We start from the raw sequence: 15,647 nt of genomic DNA on the forward strand, positions 1-15,647 counted from the left end.
GAATGAACAGCAGCAGCCTGATCGAACTGGAAGTCGCGGACGGCATCGCCACCCTGTGGCTGAACCGCCCCGAAAAGCGCAACGCGATGAGCGACGACATGCGCACTGAATTCATCGCCGCACTCGAGCACGTGGCCGGCGACAAGGCGATCCGCGCCCTGGTGCTCACGGGACGCGGCAAGGGCTTCTGCGCCGGCGGGGATGTCGCCGGCATGGAGCGGCGGATGCAGGCACCCGCGGGCGAGGTCGGCTTCAACGGCTGGAGCCGCCAGCAGCGCGTGCACCACACCCAGTCGCTGCTGCACACCATGCCCAAGCCGACGATCGCTGCCGTCAACGGCGCGGCCTCGGGCCTCGGGGCCGACACGGCACTGGCCTGCGACTTCATCATCGCTTCGGATGCCGCGAGCTTCACCTGGTCCTACATCCATCGCGGCATCGTTCCCGATGGCGGCGGCATGTACTTCCTGCCGCGCCGGGTCGGACTCTCCAGGGCCAAGGAACTGATCTTCAGCGGCCGGAAGGTCGAGCTCGAAGAGGCCCTGCGCCTGGGCATTGCCGATCGCCGGTCGCAGGCCGAGCACCTGGTTGCCGATGCGCAGCGCTGGGCGGCCGAGATGAGCCAGGGGTCGGCCACCGCATTGGCCCTTGGCAAGACGATCCTCAACCAGAGCTTCGAGCTGTCCGCGCACCAGGTGTTCGCCCAGGGCAGCCAGGCGCAGGGCATCTGCTACACCAGCACCGAGCATCGCGAATCGGTGATGGCCTTCCTGGCCCAGAGCAGCGCGAAGAACGGGACGACGAAATGACCGAACTGAACGCCATCGCCAGGCTTCTGAAGCCGCGCAGCGTCGCCGTGATCGGCGCCTCGGCCGATGCGGCCAAGACGGCCGGCCGGCCCGTGGCCTACCTGCGCAAGCACGGATTCACGGGCGAGATCTACCCGGTCAATCCGCGTGCCGATGCCATCGGCGGCCTGGCCTGCTATCCGGACATCGCCTCGATCCCCGGCACGCCCGATGTGGGCATCGTGCTGCTGGGCGCCGAGCGCGCGCACCAGGCCGTGCGCGAACTCGCGGCCAAGGGAACGGCCGCGGCGATCGTGCTTGCGAGCGGCTACACGGAAACCGGGGAGGAAGGCGCGCGCCGCCAGCAGCAGCTCATCGAAGCGGCCGGCCGCATGCGGATCCTCGGCCCCAACACGATCGGACTGGTCAACCTGACCGACAACATCGTGCTCTCCGCCAGCGGTGCACTCGAGATGGAGCACTTCCCGGTCGGCGGGATCGGCGTGGTCTCGCAGAGCGGGGGCATCCTCGGCGCGCTGCTCTCGCGTGCCGCCGCGCGCGGCATCGGCCTGTCGAAGCTGATTTCGACCAGCAACGAAGTGGACCTGGACCTGGCGGATTTTGTCGACCATCTGGCCGACGACGCCGACACCAAGGTCATCGCCCTCTATGTGGAGAGCGTGCGCAACCCGGAGAAGTTTCGTGCCGCTGCACTGAAGGCCGCGCGCGCGGGCAAGCCGGTGGTCGCGTTCAAGATCGGCCGCTCCGAAGCGGGCGCGAAAGCCGCCGTGTCGCACACCGGCGCGCTGGCGGGCGCCGACCGCATGTACGACGCGCTGTTCAGGCAGGTCGGCGTGATCCGCGCCCAGACCTTCGGCGACCTGCTCGACATTCCCGTCGCGCTGGCCACGGGCCGGAAGCTCCGCGGCAGGCGCGTGGCCATCCTGACCTCGACGGGCGGCGCCGGAACGCTGGTGTCGGACGACCTGGGCATGCAGGGCTTCGAGACGCCGGCGCCGGATGCTGCAACCGCCGCGGCCTTGCGCGCGCTGCAGAGCGGCGATCATGCGGTGCTCGACCGCAACCCCATCGACGTCACCCTGGCCGGCCTGCAGCCGGACCTGCTGCGCGGCGCCATCGACATCCTGCTCGAGAGCCCCAGCTACGACGCGCTGGCGATCATCGTCGGCTCCTCCAGCCTGGCCATGCCGGAACTGATGGCGGGCGCCATCCAGGACTGCCTGCCGCATTCGGACAAGCCCGTGATCGCCTACGTGAGCCCGCATGCGCCCGAAGTCGCGGCCTTGCTCACGCAGCGCGGTGTGCCCGCCTTTGCCGCGGCCGAGAGCTGCACCCGTGCGCTCGCTGCCATGCTGAATGCCGGCAGCTGGCGCGAGCCGGATCCATCCCGTGCGCCTGCCGCCGCCGTGCCCATCGACGACCTGCCCACCGGCTCGCTGGATGAGGCCCAGGCCAAGCAGCTGTTCACCCGCTTCGGCATCGCGTGTGCGCGCGAGGTGGTGGTGACCACGCCGGCAGAGGCCGAGGCTGCGGCGCGCGAACTGGGCGGACGCGTCGTGCTCAAGATCCTGTCGGCCGAGATCACGCACAAGAGCGATGTCGGCGGCGTCGCGGTGAACCTGACGGCCGAGACGGTGGGCGCGCGCCTGCAGGCGATGGCCGCCGAGGTTGAGGCCAAGGCCGGCGTGCGGCCCCGGCGCTTCCTGGTGCAGGAAATGGTGGGCGGCGGCACCGAGCTGATCCTGGGCATGCACCGCGACCCGCTGGGAACCGCCATCCTGCTGGGCATGGGCGGCATCACCGCCGAACTGTTCAAGGACACCACGATGCGGCTGCTGCCGCTCCAGGGCGGCCTGAGCCGCGAGGATGCGCTCTCCATGGCGCACGAGCTCAAGACCTGGCCCTTGCTGGATGGTTTCCGCGGCCGGCCCAAGGCCGACGTCGAGGCGCTGGTCGATGCCATCGTCGCCTTCTCGGACATGGCGGCGCGGCTCGGCGAGCGCCTGCTCGAAGCCGAGATCAACCCGGTCTTCGTGCTGCCGCAAGGGCAGGGCGTGCGCGCGGCCGATGGCGTGGTCGTGCTGGCCGGCTGAACGAGGCAAGGCAAGCCACTCTCAGGAGCCATCGAGATGCACGTCACCCAAGTATTCGCGCGCTACGCCGCCGACTTCCGGCGGCAGGATCTGCCGGCCGAAGTCCTCCACCACGCCAAGCGGGCCGTGATCGACTGGTATGCCTCGCTGTTCCCCGGCCTCGGCGCGGCGCCGGTGCGCCAGCTCGAGGCCGCCCTCAACGAGGACCTGGACCGCGGACGCGCCTTTCTCGCGCGCGGCCGGTCGGCCACCGCGCGCGCCGCTGCGCTGATCAACGGCACGGCCGCCCATGCGGCGGAGGTGGACGACAGTTTTCGCGAAGCCATGTACCACCCGGGCGCGGCCACCATTGCCGCCGCCCTGGCCGCAAGCCATGACACCGGCGCAAGCGGGCTGCAGTTCCTGCGCGGCGTGGTGCTGGGCTATGAAGTGTCGACGCGCATCGGCGTCGTGATGGGGCGCGCGCACTACCGGTTCTGGCACAGCACGGGCACGGTGGGCAGCTTCGGCGCCGCGGCCGCCGCAGGCGTTCTCATGAACCTCGACGAAGCCGCCTTCGCGCACGCGCTGGCCACGGCCGCCACCTTCGCGGCCGGCCTGCAGCAGGCCTTCCGCATGGACTCCATGTCCAAGCCGCTGCATGCGGGCCGCGCGGCCGAGGCCGGCGTGCTCGCCGCCCAGCTTGCGCGCAACGGTGTCACGGGTTCGCTCGACGTGCTCGAAGGAGAGGCGGGGCTGGGCCGGGCCATGAGCGACGGGCCGGACTGGTCGCAGATCGGCGCGACGCTGGGGCGGGACTTCCACATCGCCCGCCTGACGTTCAAGAACCACATCGGGTGCGGCCATGCCTTCGCGGCCATCGACGGCGCGCTGGCGCTGAAGCGGCGGCATGGCATCGAAGCCGGCGAGATCGCGCATGTGCATGTGGCAACCTACCGCCCGGCGCTCGACATTGCCTGCCACACGCAGCCGGCCACGGCCAACGAAGCGCGCTTCAGCCTGCGCTACGTGGTGGCGACCGCGCTGGCGCACGGCAGCGTGCGGCTGGCGGCGTACGAGCCGGCGCGGCTGCAGGATCCGGCCACGCGTTCGTTGATGGAGCGCACCAGCGTCGCGGTGGACCCGGAGCTCGATGCCGCCTTTCCGGGCCGGCGCGCCGCGCGCGTGGTGATCACGATGCGCGACGGCCGCCGCTTCGATCACCTGCAGCCCAACCGCAAGGGCGATCCGGAAGAACCGCTGAGCGATGCCGAGCTCGAAGACAAGTTCATGGAACTGTCCTCGCCCGTGATCGGCAGTGCACCCGCGCGGGCGCTGCTGGACCGCCTCTGGACGCTGGAGCGCAGCGCGGCGGTGCCGAACTGATCCGCGTCTGCGTCCGAGGGCGGGCGGCGCCAGAGCCGCAACTCAGGAACTGCAGCTGTAGTTGGCGGCCAGCTTCGCCGCCGCCGCATCGTTGGCCGGGCCGGTGTAGCGCGGGTATTGCGGGTACTGGCACAGCGGCCGGCTCAGCAGCACCGCCCCTTGCGCATCGCGCTTCTCCGCGAGCAGCGTGGAGGGGGCCGCGCTCTTGGTCACCCACTGGTCCAGGGCCGTCAGCAGATCCGATGAATCGGCACCCGGTCCTCCGGCGCAGTGGTTCACGCCCGGTGCGACATAGAAGCGCGTCGATGCGTCGGCGGTTGCGGCGCCGATGGCGCTTCGCATGTTCCCGTAGTACTCGACGGTCGACCGCACGCTGAGCGCGGAATCATTCCCGCCGTGCCACAGTATCAGCTTGCCGCCGCTGTTGATGAACGGGCGGATGTCCGCATTGGTCGCGTCGTTGAGCGCGGCCATGGCATAGAGGGCATTCTGGTTCTGATCCCAGGGCGTGTAGGCCAGCGAGTCCGCGCTCCGGTCGCGGGCCAGGTAGTTCTTGACCGTCGTGTCCTGGAACAGGAACTGCAGCGCCATGGTGACATTGCCGTCGCCCGTGAGCCAGGTCCGCCAGGCGCCGGGGTCGTCCTCGTTGCCCGTCAGGTTCCAGCCTGCATTGCGGAAGGTGGGGCTGCCCGTGAATGCGGCCTGCGTGGTCCAGGACGTGACCACGTCGAGCTGCGCGTCCGACAGGCAGGTGTCGCCAGTGTCGGCTCCGCCGGTGCAGCGCAGGGCGGCCACGTTGGCGAGCGCCGGCGTGCAGGCGGCCTGGTTCGACACCACGCCGTCGACAAGCCCGTCGAGCCCGTCGCAGGCGTCCCGCACATGCTTGCTCAGGAGCGCGGTCTTCGCGGCGCTGAATGCACCGCCGGGCGCGGCCAGTGCCCTGGAGTTCCGGTTGAAGGCGCCCATGAACCCGACCCAGTTGTAGGCCGGTGCGCGCGCAATGACGCCATCGAAGAGGTTCGGCGCGCGCTGCACCGCCATCAAGGCTTCGCGGCCGCCGTTCGAGCAGCCTTCGAAGTACGACTTGGCCGGCAGGGTTCCATAAGCCGCCGCCAGGGTCTCGGTGGCCGTCGACATCACGGTGGGCACCGAGAGGCTGCCGAACAGCTGCGCGGCAAAGGTGTCGGTCAATGCGAAGTCCGCGCTCAGGACATTGCCCTGGTGCCCCGAGTCGCTCGCGACCACGGCGTAGCCCAGGCCCAGCGCCGGCACCGAGGGCGGCGTGATCGCGCCGTTGTAGCCGCCGCCGCCCTGGTAGTAGAGCTTGCCGTTCCATGACTGCGGCAGGGAGATCTGGAAGTTCAGCGCCGGCGCGATCGTGCCGGTGACCTTGCAGTAGACGGGCACGCCCGCGGCCGCCTCCTGCATGGCGGCCGTCAGCGCGGCGCCCGCCACGATTTTTCCGTTCAGCTCGCCGCAGGCCTTCTGGGCCGTCACGGCCGGTGCAGGTGGCGGGCTTGCGGGTTGCGCAGCAGGCGGGACCGGAAGCAGCACGGGGACCGCGCCGCGGTGATCGGAGCCGCCGCCGCAAGCGGCCAGCATCGCAGCGCCGGCAGCAGCAGCGGCAACGGCGTGGAGCTTCGTGCGGGCCCGTGATTCCTTGGAGAAGGAGGAGAAGAAGTGCATGTCTCGATTCCTTTGTCGGTTGTCAGCCTGTGCACCGCAACGACATGGAGCGATGCCTGCGTGATTCTGAAAGGCGAGACCCCGGGCAACTGTTCCGGGACGGACATTCGGGCCACTGATTTCTAAGGAAAAACCCTTCGGTTTCCCACGATGCACCGCCGGCCGGTCAGGGGTACCTGGCAAGCGCCTGCCGGTCCATCACCGTGATGTAGCCGTAGCCGCGCCGGATGAGGCCGGCGGCTTCCAGTTCGGTCAGCGCGGCGTTGACGCGCTGGCGCGAGATGCCGACGAGCGAACCGATCTCCTCCTGGTTGATCCGCAGCGTGGAGTCGGTGTTCGGATAGAGCACCGGATGGAACAGGCTCGAGATCCCCCGCGCCACGCGCGCCGTCGGTTCGAGCAGCCGGTCGAACTTCACCATCGCGATGAACTGTCCGAGGCGCTCGTTCAGATGGGAGAGCATGAAGTGGTTGAACGGAATGCTTCGATCGAGCAGCCAGGAGAACGTGGCCCTCGGCAGATGCACGGTGACGGTCGGCCGCGTCGCCATGACCTCGTACTTGCGCTGCTCCGGCTTCAGCAGCGATCCCTCGCCGATCCATCCGCTCGATGCGACCCCGGTGAACATGATCAGGCGGCCGTCCACCGTGGTGTCCTGGACGCGCAGAAAACCCTCCAGCACGCCGATCCAGCTGTCGGCGGTCTCGTCGCGCCGGCACACATAGGAGTGCGCTTCATGGCGGCGAACGTACAGGGCTTCGAAGGCTTTCGTCCGCTCGGCCTGCGTCAGCGCGCGCGGCCAGATGCAGCGCTCGAAGAAGGCGTGGAGATCCTTCAGAGGCAGCATGCGTCACCACCGTGCCGGGCGGAGGCCCTCGGCGCGGGCGAAGAACAAACCGGATCGAACGCGCATGGCGAATTTCCTTGGGCTGGCGAATCCTAGGGCACACCGGCTTGCGGAGTTTGTAGCGCGGACGACATTTGCGTCCTTGCATCGTCGGGACAAACCCTGGGGCGGGCAGGCAAAGGCAGAATGCGGCCCATCTCCCTCGTTCCCTCCTCCGCCGAGATGCAGCCCAGCAAAGCCACGAACATCCAGCTCGACATTGCCTCGGACCTGCAGAAGTGGCGCGCTTTCCTCGCGATTGCCGAACTGGGAAGCCTGACGCGCGCCGCGCTGTTCCTGGACAGCAGCCAGTCGCTGCTGAGCCGCCACCTCAACGCGCTCGAGCGCGAATGCAACGCGCGCCTGTTCAATCGCACGGGCCGCGGCGTGCAGCTGTCGGAGGTGGGGCAGCGGCTCTTTCCGCATGTGAAGGCGCTGCTCTCGGACGCCGAGCAGCTCCAGCTGGAGATTCGCGGCGAGGCCCGCGAGCCGGCCGGCCGCGTCACCATCGGCTCGCTGCCTTCGGTCACCAATCCGATCGTCGGCAAGCTGTTCAATCGGCTGCAGGCGCGCCATCCCGGCATCCAGCTCAAGATTCTCGAGGGATCGAGCGGGCAGGTGGAAGAGTGGCTGGCGGACGCGCGCGTGGACATCGCGATCCTCTACCGCTACGGCGCCGTGCTGCCGGAGCAGGAGCAGGCGCTCGCCACGGTGGACAGCTACCTGATCGGCCCTGCCGGCGACCGCCTGACCGCCAAGCCGGAGCTGCCGTTCAGCGCACTCGACGGGCTCCCGTTCATCCTTCCGAGCGCCCCCAACGGTCTGCGCAGCGCGCTCGATGCGCTCGCCCGCCAGCAGCACATTTCCCTGTCGCCCGTGCTCGAAGCCGACTCGCTGCCGCTGATGCGCTCGGTCGTGGCGCAGGAGCGGCTCTACACGGTGCTGCCGCTGCATGCGGTCTGGGCGGAGGTGGAGGAGGGCCGCCTGCAGGCTTCGAAGATCGTCTCGCCCGGCCTGCAGCGCATCGTCTCGATGATCATGGCGCGCAGCAAGGGGCCGGGCAAGGCGGTCCTGTCCGTGGCCGCGCAGATCGTGCAGGCCGTCGAAGAAAGCACGCGGCAGGGGCTCTGGCGCCCGGGCGCGGAAAGCGCCTGAAGAACCGCTGGCCGTGCGCCGGCGTGCATAGCAGCCTTCCTCGCCGGTGCATAGGTTGCACGCGCATCCTGGCCTACCCTCCACGCACAGGCCGCGCCGCAGTCCTGCCTGGGGGCTGGAGGCGAGCGGCCAAGGAGACCACAGGCCATGCCATTCGATTTCCCCGCATCACGCCGGCGCCGCACCGCCCTGGGCGCGCTGGCCGGCGCCTTCGCGGTGGGCGCCTGCGCGCCTTTCGTGCCGGCGCGGGCCGTCCGCCAGCGCGTGCTGCTGAGCGAAGGCGCCGTTCGCATCGATGTCATCGTCGAGGGCCAGGGGCCTGCCGTGGTGCTGCTGCCGTCCTCGCAGCGCGACTCCGAAGATTTCGGCGGCCTTGCAGAACGCCTGGCCGCCTCCGGCTTCAAGCTGCTGCGTCCGCAGCCGCGCGGCATGGGAGCATCGGCCGGGCCGATGAACGATCTCACCTTGCATGTGCTCGCGGGCGATGTCGCGACCACCGTGCGGCAACTGGGCGGCGGCCGCGCCGTGCTGGTTGGCCACGCCTATGGCCACTTCGTGGCGCGGGTCGCGGACCTCGACCATCCCGGCCTCGTGCGCGGCGTGGTTGTCGCGGCGGGCGCGGCGCGCACCTTCCCGCCCGGCATGGCCCGGTCGCTCGCGGTCGCCAGCGATCCGGCCCAATCGCGCGACGCGCGGCTGCGCGGCCTGCGCGAGGCCTTCTTCGCGCCCGGCAACGATCCCACGCCCTGGCTCGAGGGCTGGCACCCGGCCTTGCGCGAGGCCTACAGCCGCGCCGGCCGCACGCCGGCCAAGGAGGTATGGTGGCCGGTGAGCCACGCGCCCATCCTCGACCTGCAAGGCGCCGAAGACCCCTGGCGCCCGCCGGCCACGCGCAACGAACTCAAGGACGTGCTGGGCGACAAGGTGCAGGTGAAGATCGTTCCACGCGCCAGCCATGCACTGATCCCCGAACAGCCGGAGGCGGTGGCCCAGGCGATTGCCGATTGGATCGGCACGCTGCCGCCCTGACCCGGACACTTTGAAGGAAGCACCTCATGCCACGCATACCCCTTTTTCCGACCGACTCCATGAGCCCCGAACAGCGCGCGGTCCACGACAGGATCGTTTCCGGCCCGCGCGGCAGGATCCAGGGTCCGCTGCGGGCCGCGCTGCACAACCCGGAGCTGGCCGACAAGTGGCAGGCGCTCGGCGCGCTGCTGCGCTACGGCACAGGCTTGCCGCCGCGGCTGTCGGAGCTCGCGATCCTGGTCACGGGCCGTGCCTGCAACTCGCCCTTCGAGTGGTATGCGCACCGCGCGGAGGCCGAGAAGGCGGGCATCGAGCAGCCCGTGATCGAAGCCATCCTGGCCGGCGCCGAGCCGCCCGGCCTGTCGGCGGACGATGCCGCCGTCTACCGCTACGCCGTCGAGCTCAACCGCCACAACTCGGTCTCGGATGCCACGTACCACATGGCGATGGCGCGCCTGGGCGCGCGCACCGTGGTGGAGCTCACGGCGCTGGTCGGCTACTACACCATGGTCGCGATGACGCTCAACTGCCACGAGATTCCGCTGCCCGAAGGCGTGGCGCCGGCCTTTGCCCTGCCGCAGCACGCGGCGCTTGCCGAATGAACGGCGCGCCGCATGCGCCGGCCGGATGGGACTGCCACGCCCACCTGTTCGGCCCCTACGACCGCTTTCCGCTGGCGTCCGAGCGCAGCTACACGCCGCCCGAGGCCGTGGCGCCGCAATACCTGGCGCTGCTGGCGCGCCTCGGCTTGGGCCACGGCGTGCTGGTGCATCCGAGCGCCTATGGCGAAGACCACGCGCTGCTGCTGCATGCACTGGCGGCCCATGTGAACCTGCGCGGCGTGGTGGTCGTGCACCCCGGCAGCCGATTGGCGCTGAACGGCCTGCACGGCAAGGGCGTGCGCGGTGCGCGCTTCAGCCACCGCAGCGGCGCCGGCAGCAACTTTGCGGGCAGCGCCTCCTTCGACGACCTGCGGGCACTGGCCCCGGCACTGGCCGATGCCGGCCTGCACGCCGAGCTGTGGACCGACGGCCAGGCCTTGCCCGGCATCGCCGCCGAACTGAAGGCGCTGCCGGTGCCGGTCGTGATCGACCACATGGGCGGCTTCGACGTGGAAGCGGGCGTCGACGCGCCCGGTTTCCGCGTGCTGCTCGAGCTGATGGCCTCGGGCCGCACATGGGTCAAGCTGTGCGCCTACCGCAATCTGCTGGGCGCGCCCGACTGGCAGGCCGGCCGCGCGTTCCAGCAGAAGCTGGTCGAGGCCAATCCGGAGCGCCTCGTGTGGGGCAGCGACTGGCCGCACCTGCGCGTGGCGCCGGCCCCGGACACGGCCGCGCTGCTCGCGATGTTCAAGGACTGGGCCGGCAACGACGACGTCGTCCGGCAGGTGCTCCAGGACAATCCGGCGGTGCTCTACCGCTGAGCTGAAGTGCTCAGCCTTCCGCCGGCTCGGTCGCGGCGAAGGAGGGCCGCGCACGCAGCGTCTCGAACCAGTCCGCGAGCGCCGGCGCCGCGCTGCGCCATCCGAGCGTGCCGAAACGGTAGTCGAGGTAGCCGAGCGCGCAGCCGAGCGTCAGCTGGCCGATCGAGAACGGTGCCTGGCGCAGGGCCGCCGCTTCGCGGTCGAGCCTCTGCAGCGAGGCGCGGGTCTTGAGCTCGAACGCATCGAGCAGCGCCTGCAGCGGCACCTCGCGTTCGCGCTCGTTGCGCCAGAGGATCAGCGCGTCGAGCAACCCGTCGCCGAAAGCGTGCCAGCGCAGCGCCTGCCAGCGCGCCTCGCCCTGCGGCGGGAACAACGATCCGCCGGCCAGCTCGTTGAGGTATTCGCAGATCACGACCGAGTCGAACAGCGTCGAGCCGTCCTCGCGCACCAGGGTCGGGATCTTCGACAGCGGGTTGTCCGCCATGAGGGCCGGATTGGGCGTGCGCATCGCAGCGACCGAGCGCACCAGCTCGAGCCGGGGCAGCAGGCCGAGCTCGTGGGCGCAGATCATCACCTTGCGCACATAGGGCGACTTGGGCGACCAGTGCAGCTTCATCGCGGCGGCCATCAGATCGCTCCGGCCTCGCGCAGCGCATGGATGCCGGCCGCGCTGTAGCCCAGCTCGGACAGGATGTCGTCGCTGTGCTGGCCCAGCAGCGGCGGTGCGGCCGGCGTTTGCAGCGCCGCGTGCGCAAAGCGCATCGGGCTCGCGACCTGCGGTGCGTCGACGCCGCTGGGATGCGGCACATGGCGCAGCATTCCGCGCGCCTTGACCTGCGGCTCCTCGAACACCTCGGCGACCGTGTGGATCGGACCGCAGGGCACGCCGGCCTTGTCGAGCGCCGCAATCAGTTGCCCGCGCTCCCACTTTGCGAACGCGTCGCGCAGCATCGCGGACAACGCGCCGATGTTGCGGACCCGCTGCGCATTGGTCGCAAAGCGCTCGTCCGCGGCCCAGTCGCTTCGCCCGAAGACTTCGCAGAGCCGGGCGAACTGGGCGTCGTTGCCGACCACGAGGATCACGTCGCCGTCGGCGCAGCCGTACACGTCCTGCGGCTGGATGTTCGGATGCGCGTTGCCGTTGCGCTGCGGCACCTGGCCCGACACCAGGTAGTTCATCGCCTGGTTGGAAAGCGCCGCCACCTGCACGTCGAGCATCGCGATGTCGATGGCGTCGCCCACGCCGCTTTCATTGCGGCGCGCGAGGGCGGCAAGCACGGCGACGGCGGTGTACATGCCGGTCATCAGGTCGACGATCGGGATGCCGACCTTCTGCGGGCCGCCGCCGGGGCGGCCGTCCTTCTCGCCGGTGACGCTCATCAGGCCGCCCATCGCCTGGATCAGGAAGTCGTAGGCCGGCTGGTCGCGCCGGGGGCCCGTCTGGCCGAAGCCCGTGACCGAGCAGTAGATGAGGCGCGGGTTGATCCTGCGCAGCGAGGCCTCGTCCAGGCCATGGCGCGCCAGCGTGCCGGCCTTGTAGTTCTCGAGCACGATGTCGGCCCGCATGGCGAGTTCCTTGATGATCTTCTGGCCTTCCGGCTTGTCGAGGCTCACGGTGATCGAGCGCTTGCCGCGGTTGACGGCCAGATAGTAGCCCGCCTCTTTCGTATCCTGGCCTTCGGCATCCTTCAGGAACGGGGGCCCCCAGGTCCGCGTGTCGTCGCCCGCGCCGGGCCGCTCGACCTTGATCACTTCGGCCCCCAGGTCCGCGAGGATCTGGCTGGCCCAGGGTGCGGCGAGGATGCGGCTGAGGTCCAGCACCTTGACGTGCGACAGCGGCCCCTTGGTCATGCTCATTCGGATTCTCCTTGTGTTGGATGAATTCTGGAATCCGGTCCGGCCGCGGGCTAGAGGCGGGCTCGCAAGGCTGTGATGCGCGGCGGCGCATAACGGCCCGCATCGCATAGCAGCTATGCGCCCGGATGCGGTGGCACGGCCCGGTGCCATGCCTAAAGTCCGGGCACGACATTCGAAGACATCGGAGACATCGACATGAACGGACTTTTCAAATCCGCAGCCGCGCTCGCCCTCGCATTGGCCGCCGCCTCGGGCTGGGCGCAGGCCTATCCCGCCAAGCCGATCCGCGTGGTCGTTCCCTTTCCGGCCGGCGGGCCGGTGGACCAGACGGCCCGCGCACTCGGCGCCAGGATGAGCGCCTCCCTGGGCCAATCCATCATCATCGACAACAAGGGCGGCGCCGGCGGCCTGCTCGGTGCCGACGCGGTCGCCAAGTCGGCGGCCGATGGCTACACGCTGCTGTTCTCCTCGGCCGGTGCGCTGGCCATCGTGCCGCACATCGCGCCCTCGATGCCCTACGATCCGCAGAAGGACCTGGTCGCGGTGACCCAGGCACTGAAGGTGCCGGCGGTGCTGGTGGTGGCCGCCGACTCAAGATTCAAGACCTTCGCGGACCTGAAGGCCGCCGCCACCGGCGACGCCAGCAAGGTCAACTACGCCTCGGCCGGCAGCGGGACCACGCCGCACCTGCAGGCGGAGCTGCTCAAGCGCGAGGCCCGGTTGAACATCACCCACATTCCCTACCGCGGCGCCGCGCCGGCGCTGACCGACCTGATGGGCGGCCAGGTGGACATGATGATGGTCGACATTCCCGTGGCCCTGCCGTTCATCCAGTCAGGCAAGGTCCGCGCGCTGGCGGTGACCAGCGCCGTGCGCATTCCGGTCCTCAAGGAGGTGCCGACGGTCGGCGAGCTCGGCCTGCCGAAGGTGGAGGCTTACAACTGGTACGGAATGCTCGCCCCGGCACGCACGCCGGCCGAAGTCATCGACAAGATGCATGGTGCCGTGGGCGCCGCATTGCGCTCGCCCGACCTGAAGCAGCAGTTCGAGCAGCAGGGCGTGCAGGTCGTCGGCAGCAAGCCCGCGGAGTTCGGACGGTTCATTTCAGCGGAGTCGGAACGCTGGGGCTCGCTGGCCAAGGCGGTGGGCGCCAAGCTCGATTGAGCCCGGGCGCGCTGCGCCTCGGCGGGTTCAGGCGCGCGCCGGCGCGGCGCGCTTGGCCAGCTCCAGCTTGGCGATGGCGTTGCGGTGCACTTCGTCGGGTCCGTCGACGATGCGCACCGTGCGCTGGTGCGCATAGGCCTCGGCCAGCCAGAAGTCCTGGCTGACGCCGGCGGCGCCGTGCGCCTGGATCGCCCAGTCGACCACCTTGCACGACATGTTGGGCGCCACCACCTTGATCATCGCGATCTCGGCGCGGGCTTCCTTGTTGCCCACGGTGTCCATCTTGTAGGCGGCATTGAGCGTGAGCAGGCGGGCCTGGTCGATGAGGCAGCGCGATTCGGCGATGCGCTCGTGCCAGATCGACTGCTCCGCGAGCGGACGGCCGAAGGCCACGCGGCTGCGCAGGCGGTCGCACATGAGTTCGAGCGCACGCTCGGCGGCGCCGATGGAGCGCATGCAATGGTGGATGCGCCCCGGGCCGAGCCGCCCCTGCGCAATCTCGAAGCCGCGTCCTTCGCCCAGCAGGATGTTCGACACGGGAACGCGCACGTCTTCCAGCAGCACTTCCATGTGGCCGTGCGGCGCATCGTCGTAGCCGAACACCGACAGGTGGCGCAGCACCGTGATGCCCTTGGTGTCGCGCGGCACCAGCACCATCGACTGCTGCGCATGGCGCGGCGCATCGGGGTCGGTCTTGCCCATCACGATGAAGATCTTGCAGCGCGGGCTGCCCGCGCCCGAAGAGAACCACTTGCGGCCGTTGATCACGTACTCGTCGCCTTCGCGGCGGATCGTGCACTGGATGTTGGTGGCGTCCGACGATGCGACGGCCGGCTCGGTCATCAGGAAGCCCGAGCGGATCTCGCCCGCGAGCAGCGGCGCCAGCCATTCGTCCTTCTGCGCCTCGGTGCCGTAGCGTTCGATGGTCTCCATGTTGCCGGTGTCGGGCGCCGAGCAGTTGAACACCTCGCCCGACCACGACACGCGGCCCATCACCTCGCACAGCGGCGCATAGTCGAGATTGGAGATGGCCGGCACGTCGCGGTGCGGATGCGGCAGGAACATGTTCCAGAGGCCGGCCGCGCGCGCCACGGGCTTGAGCTCCTCGATGAGCGGCGACACCTGCCAGGCATTGCCCTGGCGGCGGAAGGCGTCCATCTCGTGGTGGTAGCGCGCTTCGTTCGGATAGATGTGCTGGTCGAAGAACTTGTTGAGGCGTTCGAGCAGCTCGCGGGTTTTCGCGGAGGGTTCGGCAAACATGGGGAGCGTCCTTTCTTGATGGCGAGCAACCCGGCCAGACCGCTCGCATGCAGAAGATTTGAACATCGCAAGCTGGTGGATGCCGTCCCGCAAGCGACGCCCCAGGTGCGCTTCGGCTCCACCGGCCCGAGGGCTCAGCGCCCCGTGAATACCGGCGCGCGTTTCTCGGCAAAGGCGCGCTGGGCTTCCTTCGCATCGTCGGTCTTCGCGATCTGCGCCGTCATGTCCTGTTCGTAGCGGTAGCCGTCGCGCAGGCTCATGTCCTCGATCACGTTGAGCGTGTGCTTGCCCATGCGGGTGGACACGGGGCTCTTGGATGCAATGGCGGCGGCGATCTCGCGGGCCGCGGGCATCAGGTCCTCGGGCGCGGTGCAGGCCTCGACGATGCCAAGCCGGTAGAGCTCGGCGCCCGGCACGCGCATGCCCGTGAGCATCATGCGGCGCAGGCGCGAATGGCCGAACAGGCGCATCGCATGGCGGCAGCCGCCGAGCAGGCCGACGTCGACCTCGGGCAGCCCGAGCGAGGCCTTTTCCGAGGCAATGAGAATGTCGCTCGAAGCCGCCATGGCAAGGCCGGAACCGAGCGCGGCACCGTTGATGGCGCAGACCACGGGCTTGGCGCATTCGCGGATCGCGTGGAAGCATTCGCGCGTGCGGCGCGAATGGGCCATCAGGTCGCCCGGTCCCTTGATGACTTCGGCGCGTCCCTTCAGGTCGGCGCCGGCGCAGAACACCTTGCCTTCGCCGGTCAGGATCACCGCGCGTACCTCGTCCATCTCGGAGATCTGGTCCAGCGCGCGCGTCAGCTCGTCGTTGAGCACGCGCGTCAGCGCATTGACCGGCGGCGCATTCAGCGTCAGCGTTGCGACGTGATCGGCGATGGCCACTTTGAGCTGCAAGAAGTTGTCCACGATGTCTCC

Annotated in this window: 14 protein-coding genes; 8 read left to right on the forward strand and 6 right to left on the reverse strand. The window is 69.6% G+C overall.

Features of this window, described 5'->3' with window-relative positions; all coding sequences use genetic code 11:
- Positions 1–2 precede the first annotated feature (2 nt).
- From ACAM54_RS30920 to ACAM54_RS30930, 3 genes are read left to right on the forward strand one after another with little or no spacing between them, the layout of a single operon-like run.
- Positions 3–809, forward strand: a complete 807-nt coding sequence (locus ACAM54_RS30920; RefSeq protein WP_369651190.1) for an enoyl-CoA hydratase/isomerase family protein — start codon at positions 3–5, stop codon at positions 807–809.
- On the forward strand, positions 806–2,902 hold the full coding sequence (locus tag ACAM54_RS30925; protein ID WP_192326810.1) for an acetate--CoA ligase family protein: 2,097 nt from the start codon (positions 806–808) through the stop codon (positions 2,900–2,902). The genes ACAM54_RS30920 and ACAM54_RS30925 overlap by 4 nt, the downstream gene beginning before the upstream one ends.
- 36 nt (positions 2,903–2,938) lie before the next feature.
- Positions 2,939–4,267: an MmgE/PrpD family protein gene (locus ACAM54_RS30930; RefSeq protein ID WP_369651189.1), complete on the forward strand. Its 1,329-nt coding sequence runs from the start codon at positions 2,939–2,941 to the stop codon at positions 4,265–4,267.
- A 42-nt stretch (positions 4,268–4,309) separates the two neighbouring features.
- Here the strand turns inward: ACAM54_RS30930 and ACAM54_RS30935 are convergent, their stop codons facing one another.
- Together ACAM54_RS30935 and ACAM54_RS30940 are read right to left on the reverse strand one after the other, a co-directional pair.
- On the reverse strand, positions 4,310–5,953 hold the full coding sequence (locus ACAM54_RS30935; protein ID WP_369651188.1) for a tannase/feruloyl esterase family alpha/beta hydrolase: 1,644 nt from the start codon (positions 5,951–5,953) through the stop codon (positions 4,310–4,312).
- 166 nt (positions 5,954–6,119) lie between these two features.
- The gene (locus ACAM54_RS30940) at positions 6,120–6,800 is read right to left on the reverse strand and encodes a Crp/Fnr family transcriptional regulator (RefSeq protein WP_209503183.1); all 681 of its coding nucleotides are present in this window, start codon (positions 6,798–6,800) and stop codon (positions 6,120–6,122) included.
- 222 nt (positions 6,801–7,022) lie between these two features.
- On the opposite strand from ACAM54_RS30940, the gene ACAM54_RS30945 reads away from it, so the two are divergent.
- The 4 genes from ACAM54_RS30945 (at position 7,023) to ACAM54_RS30960 (ending at position 10,446) form a co-directional block, all read left to right on the forward strand.
- Positions 7,023–7,994 (forward strand): LysR family transcriptional regulator, encoded by a 972-nt coding sequence (locus ACAM54_RS30945; RefSeq protein ID WP_369651187.1) that lies wholly within the window; start codon positions 7,023–7,025, stop codon positions 7,992–7,994.
- Positions 7,995–8,141: 147 nt separating this feature from the next.
- Positions 8,142–9,023 carry an alpha/beta fold hydrolase gene (locus ACAM54_RS30950; protein WP_369651186.1) on the forward strand — a complete coding sequence of 294 codons (882 nt, stop codon included), beginning with the start codon at positions 8,142–8,144 and terminating at the stop codon, positions 9,021–9,023.
- Between the two features lie 26 nt (positions 9,024–9,049).
- Positions 9,050–9,625, forward strand: a complete 576-nt coding sequence (locus ACAM54_RS30955; RefSeq protein WP_145747666.1) for a carboxymuconolactone decarboxylase family protein — start codon at positions 9,050–9,052, stop codon at positions 9,623–9,625.
- On the forward strand, positions 9,622–10,446 hold the full coding sequence (locus tag ACAM54_RS30960; RefSeq protein WP_369651185.1) for an amidohydrolase family protein: 825 nt from the start codon (positions 9,622–9,624) through the stop codon (positions 10,444–10,446). Before ACAM54_RS30955 ends, ACAM54_RS30960 begins: the two co-directional genes overlap by 4 nt.
- A 10-nt stretch (positions 10,447–10,456) precedes the next feature.
- On the opposite strand, the gene ACAM54_RS30965 is transcribed toward ACAM54_RS30960, so the two are convergent.
- Together ACAM54_RS30965 and ACAM54_RS30970 are read right to left on the reverse strand one after the other, a co-directional pair.
- Positions 10,457–11,074: a glutathione S-transferase family protein gene (locus ACAM54_RS30965; protein WP_225613212.1), complete on the reverse strand. Its 618-nt coding sequence runs from the start codon at positions 11,072–11,074 to the stop codon at positions 10,457–10,459.
- Positions 11,074–12,303 (reverse strand): CaiB/BaiF CoA transferase family protein, encoded by a 1,230-nt coding sequence (locus tag ACAM54_RS30970; RefSeq protein ID WP_369651184.1) that lies wholly within the window; start codon positions 12,301–12,303, stop codon positions 11,074–11,076. Before ACAM54_RS30970 ends, ACAM54_RS30965 begins: the two co-directional genes overlap by 1 nt.
- Positions 12,304–12,498: 195 nt before the next feature.
- Here ACAM54_RS30970 and ACAM54_RS30975 point away from each other — a divergent pair, with 195 nt between their 5' ends.
- On the forward strand, positions 12,499–13,467 hold the full coding sequence (locus tag ACAM54_RS30975; RefSeq protein ID WP_369651183.1) for a Bug family tripartite tricarboxylate transporter substrate binding protein: 969 nt from the start codon (positions 12,499–12,501) through the stop codon (positions 13,465–13,467).
- 27 nt (positions 13,468–13,494) lie between these two features.
- Here the strand turns inward: ACAM54_RS30975 and ACAM54_RS30980 are convergent, their stop codons facing one another.
- Both ACAM54_RS30980 and ACAM54_RS30985 read right to left on the reverse strand, forming a co-directional pair.
- Positions 13,495–14,727 (reverse strand): acyl-CoA dehydrogenase family protein, encoded by a 1,233-nt coding sequence (locus ACAM54_RS30980; RefSeq protein WP_192326828.1) that lies wholly within the window; start codon positions 14,725–14,727, stop codon positions 13,495–13,497.
- A 134-nt stretch (positions 14,728–14,861) separates the two neighbouring features.
- A complete protein-coding gene (locus ACAM54_RS30985) occupies positions 14,862–15,638 on the reverse strand; it encodes an enoyl-CoA hydratase/isomerase family protein (RefSeq protein ID WP_145747660.1) in 777 nt (258 codons plus the stop codon).
- Positions 15,639–15,647 lie beyond the last annotated feature (9 nt).

The sequence above is a fragment of the Variovorax sp. V93 genome, from assembly GCF_041154485.1.
Taxonomy (GTDB): Bacteria; Pseudomonadota; Gammaproteobacteria; order Burkholderiales; family Burkholderiaceae_C; genus Variovorax; species Variovorax beijingensis_A.

Bases quoted from the DNA above. Each gene is read 5' to 3' on its own strand.
- ACAM54_RS30945 (WP_369651187.1), top strand. From the start codon at position 7,023: ATGCAGCCCAGCAAAGCCACGAACATCCAGCTCGACATTGCCTCGGAC.
- ACAM54_RS30940 (WP_209503183.1), bottom strand. From the start codon at position 6,800: ATGCTGCCTCTGAAGGATCTCCACGCCTTCTTCGAGCGCTGCATCTGG.
- ACAM54_RS30930 (WP_369651189.1), top strand. From the start codon at position 2,939: ATGCACGTCACCCAAGTATTCGCGCGCTACGCCGCCGACTTCCGGCGG.
- ACAM54_RS30970 (WP_369651184.1), bottom strand. From the start codon at position 12,303: ATGAGCATGACCAAGGGGCCGCTGTCGCACGTCAAGGTGCTGGACCTC.
- ACAM54_RS30950 (WP_369651186.1), top strand. From the start codon at position 8,142: ATGCCATTCGATTTCCCCGCATCACGCCGGCGCCGCACCGCCCTGGGC.
- ACAM54_RS30925 (WP_192326810.1), top strand. From the start codon at position 806: ATGACCGAACTGAACGCCATCGCCAGGCTTCTGAAGCCGCGCAGCGTC.
- ACAM54_RS30965 (WP_225613212.1), bottom strand. From the start codon at position 11,074: ATGGCCGCCGCGATGAAGCTGCACTGGTCGCCCAAGTCGCCCTATGTG.
- ACAM54_RS30920 (WP_369651190.1), top strand. From the start codon at position 3: ATGAACAGCAGCAGCCTGATCGAACTGGAAGTCGCGGACGGCATCGCC.
- ACAM54_RS30960 (WP_369651185.1), top strand. From the start codon at position 9,622: ATGAACGGCGCGCCGCATGCGCCGGCCGGATGGGACTGCCACGCCCAC.
- ACAM54_RS30980 (WP_192326828.1), bottom strand. From the start codon at position 14,727: ATGTTTGCCGAACCCTCCGCGAAAACCCGCGAGCTGCTCGAACGCCTC.
- ACAM54_RS30975 (WP_369651183.1), top strand. From the start codon at position 12,499: ATGAACGGACTTTTCAAATCCGCAGCCGCGCTCGCCCTCGCATTGGCC.
- ACAM54_RS30955 (WP_145747666.1), top strand. From the start codon at position 9,050: ATGCCACGCATACCCCTTTTTCCGACCGACTCCATGAGCCCCGAACAG.
- ACAM54_RS30935 (WP_369651188.1), bottom strand. From the start codon at position 5,953: ATGCACTTCTTCTCCTCCTTCTCCAAGGAATCACGGGCCCGCACGAAG.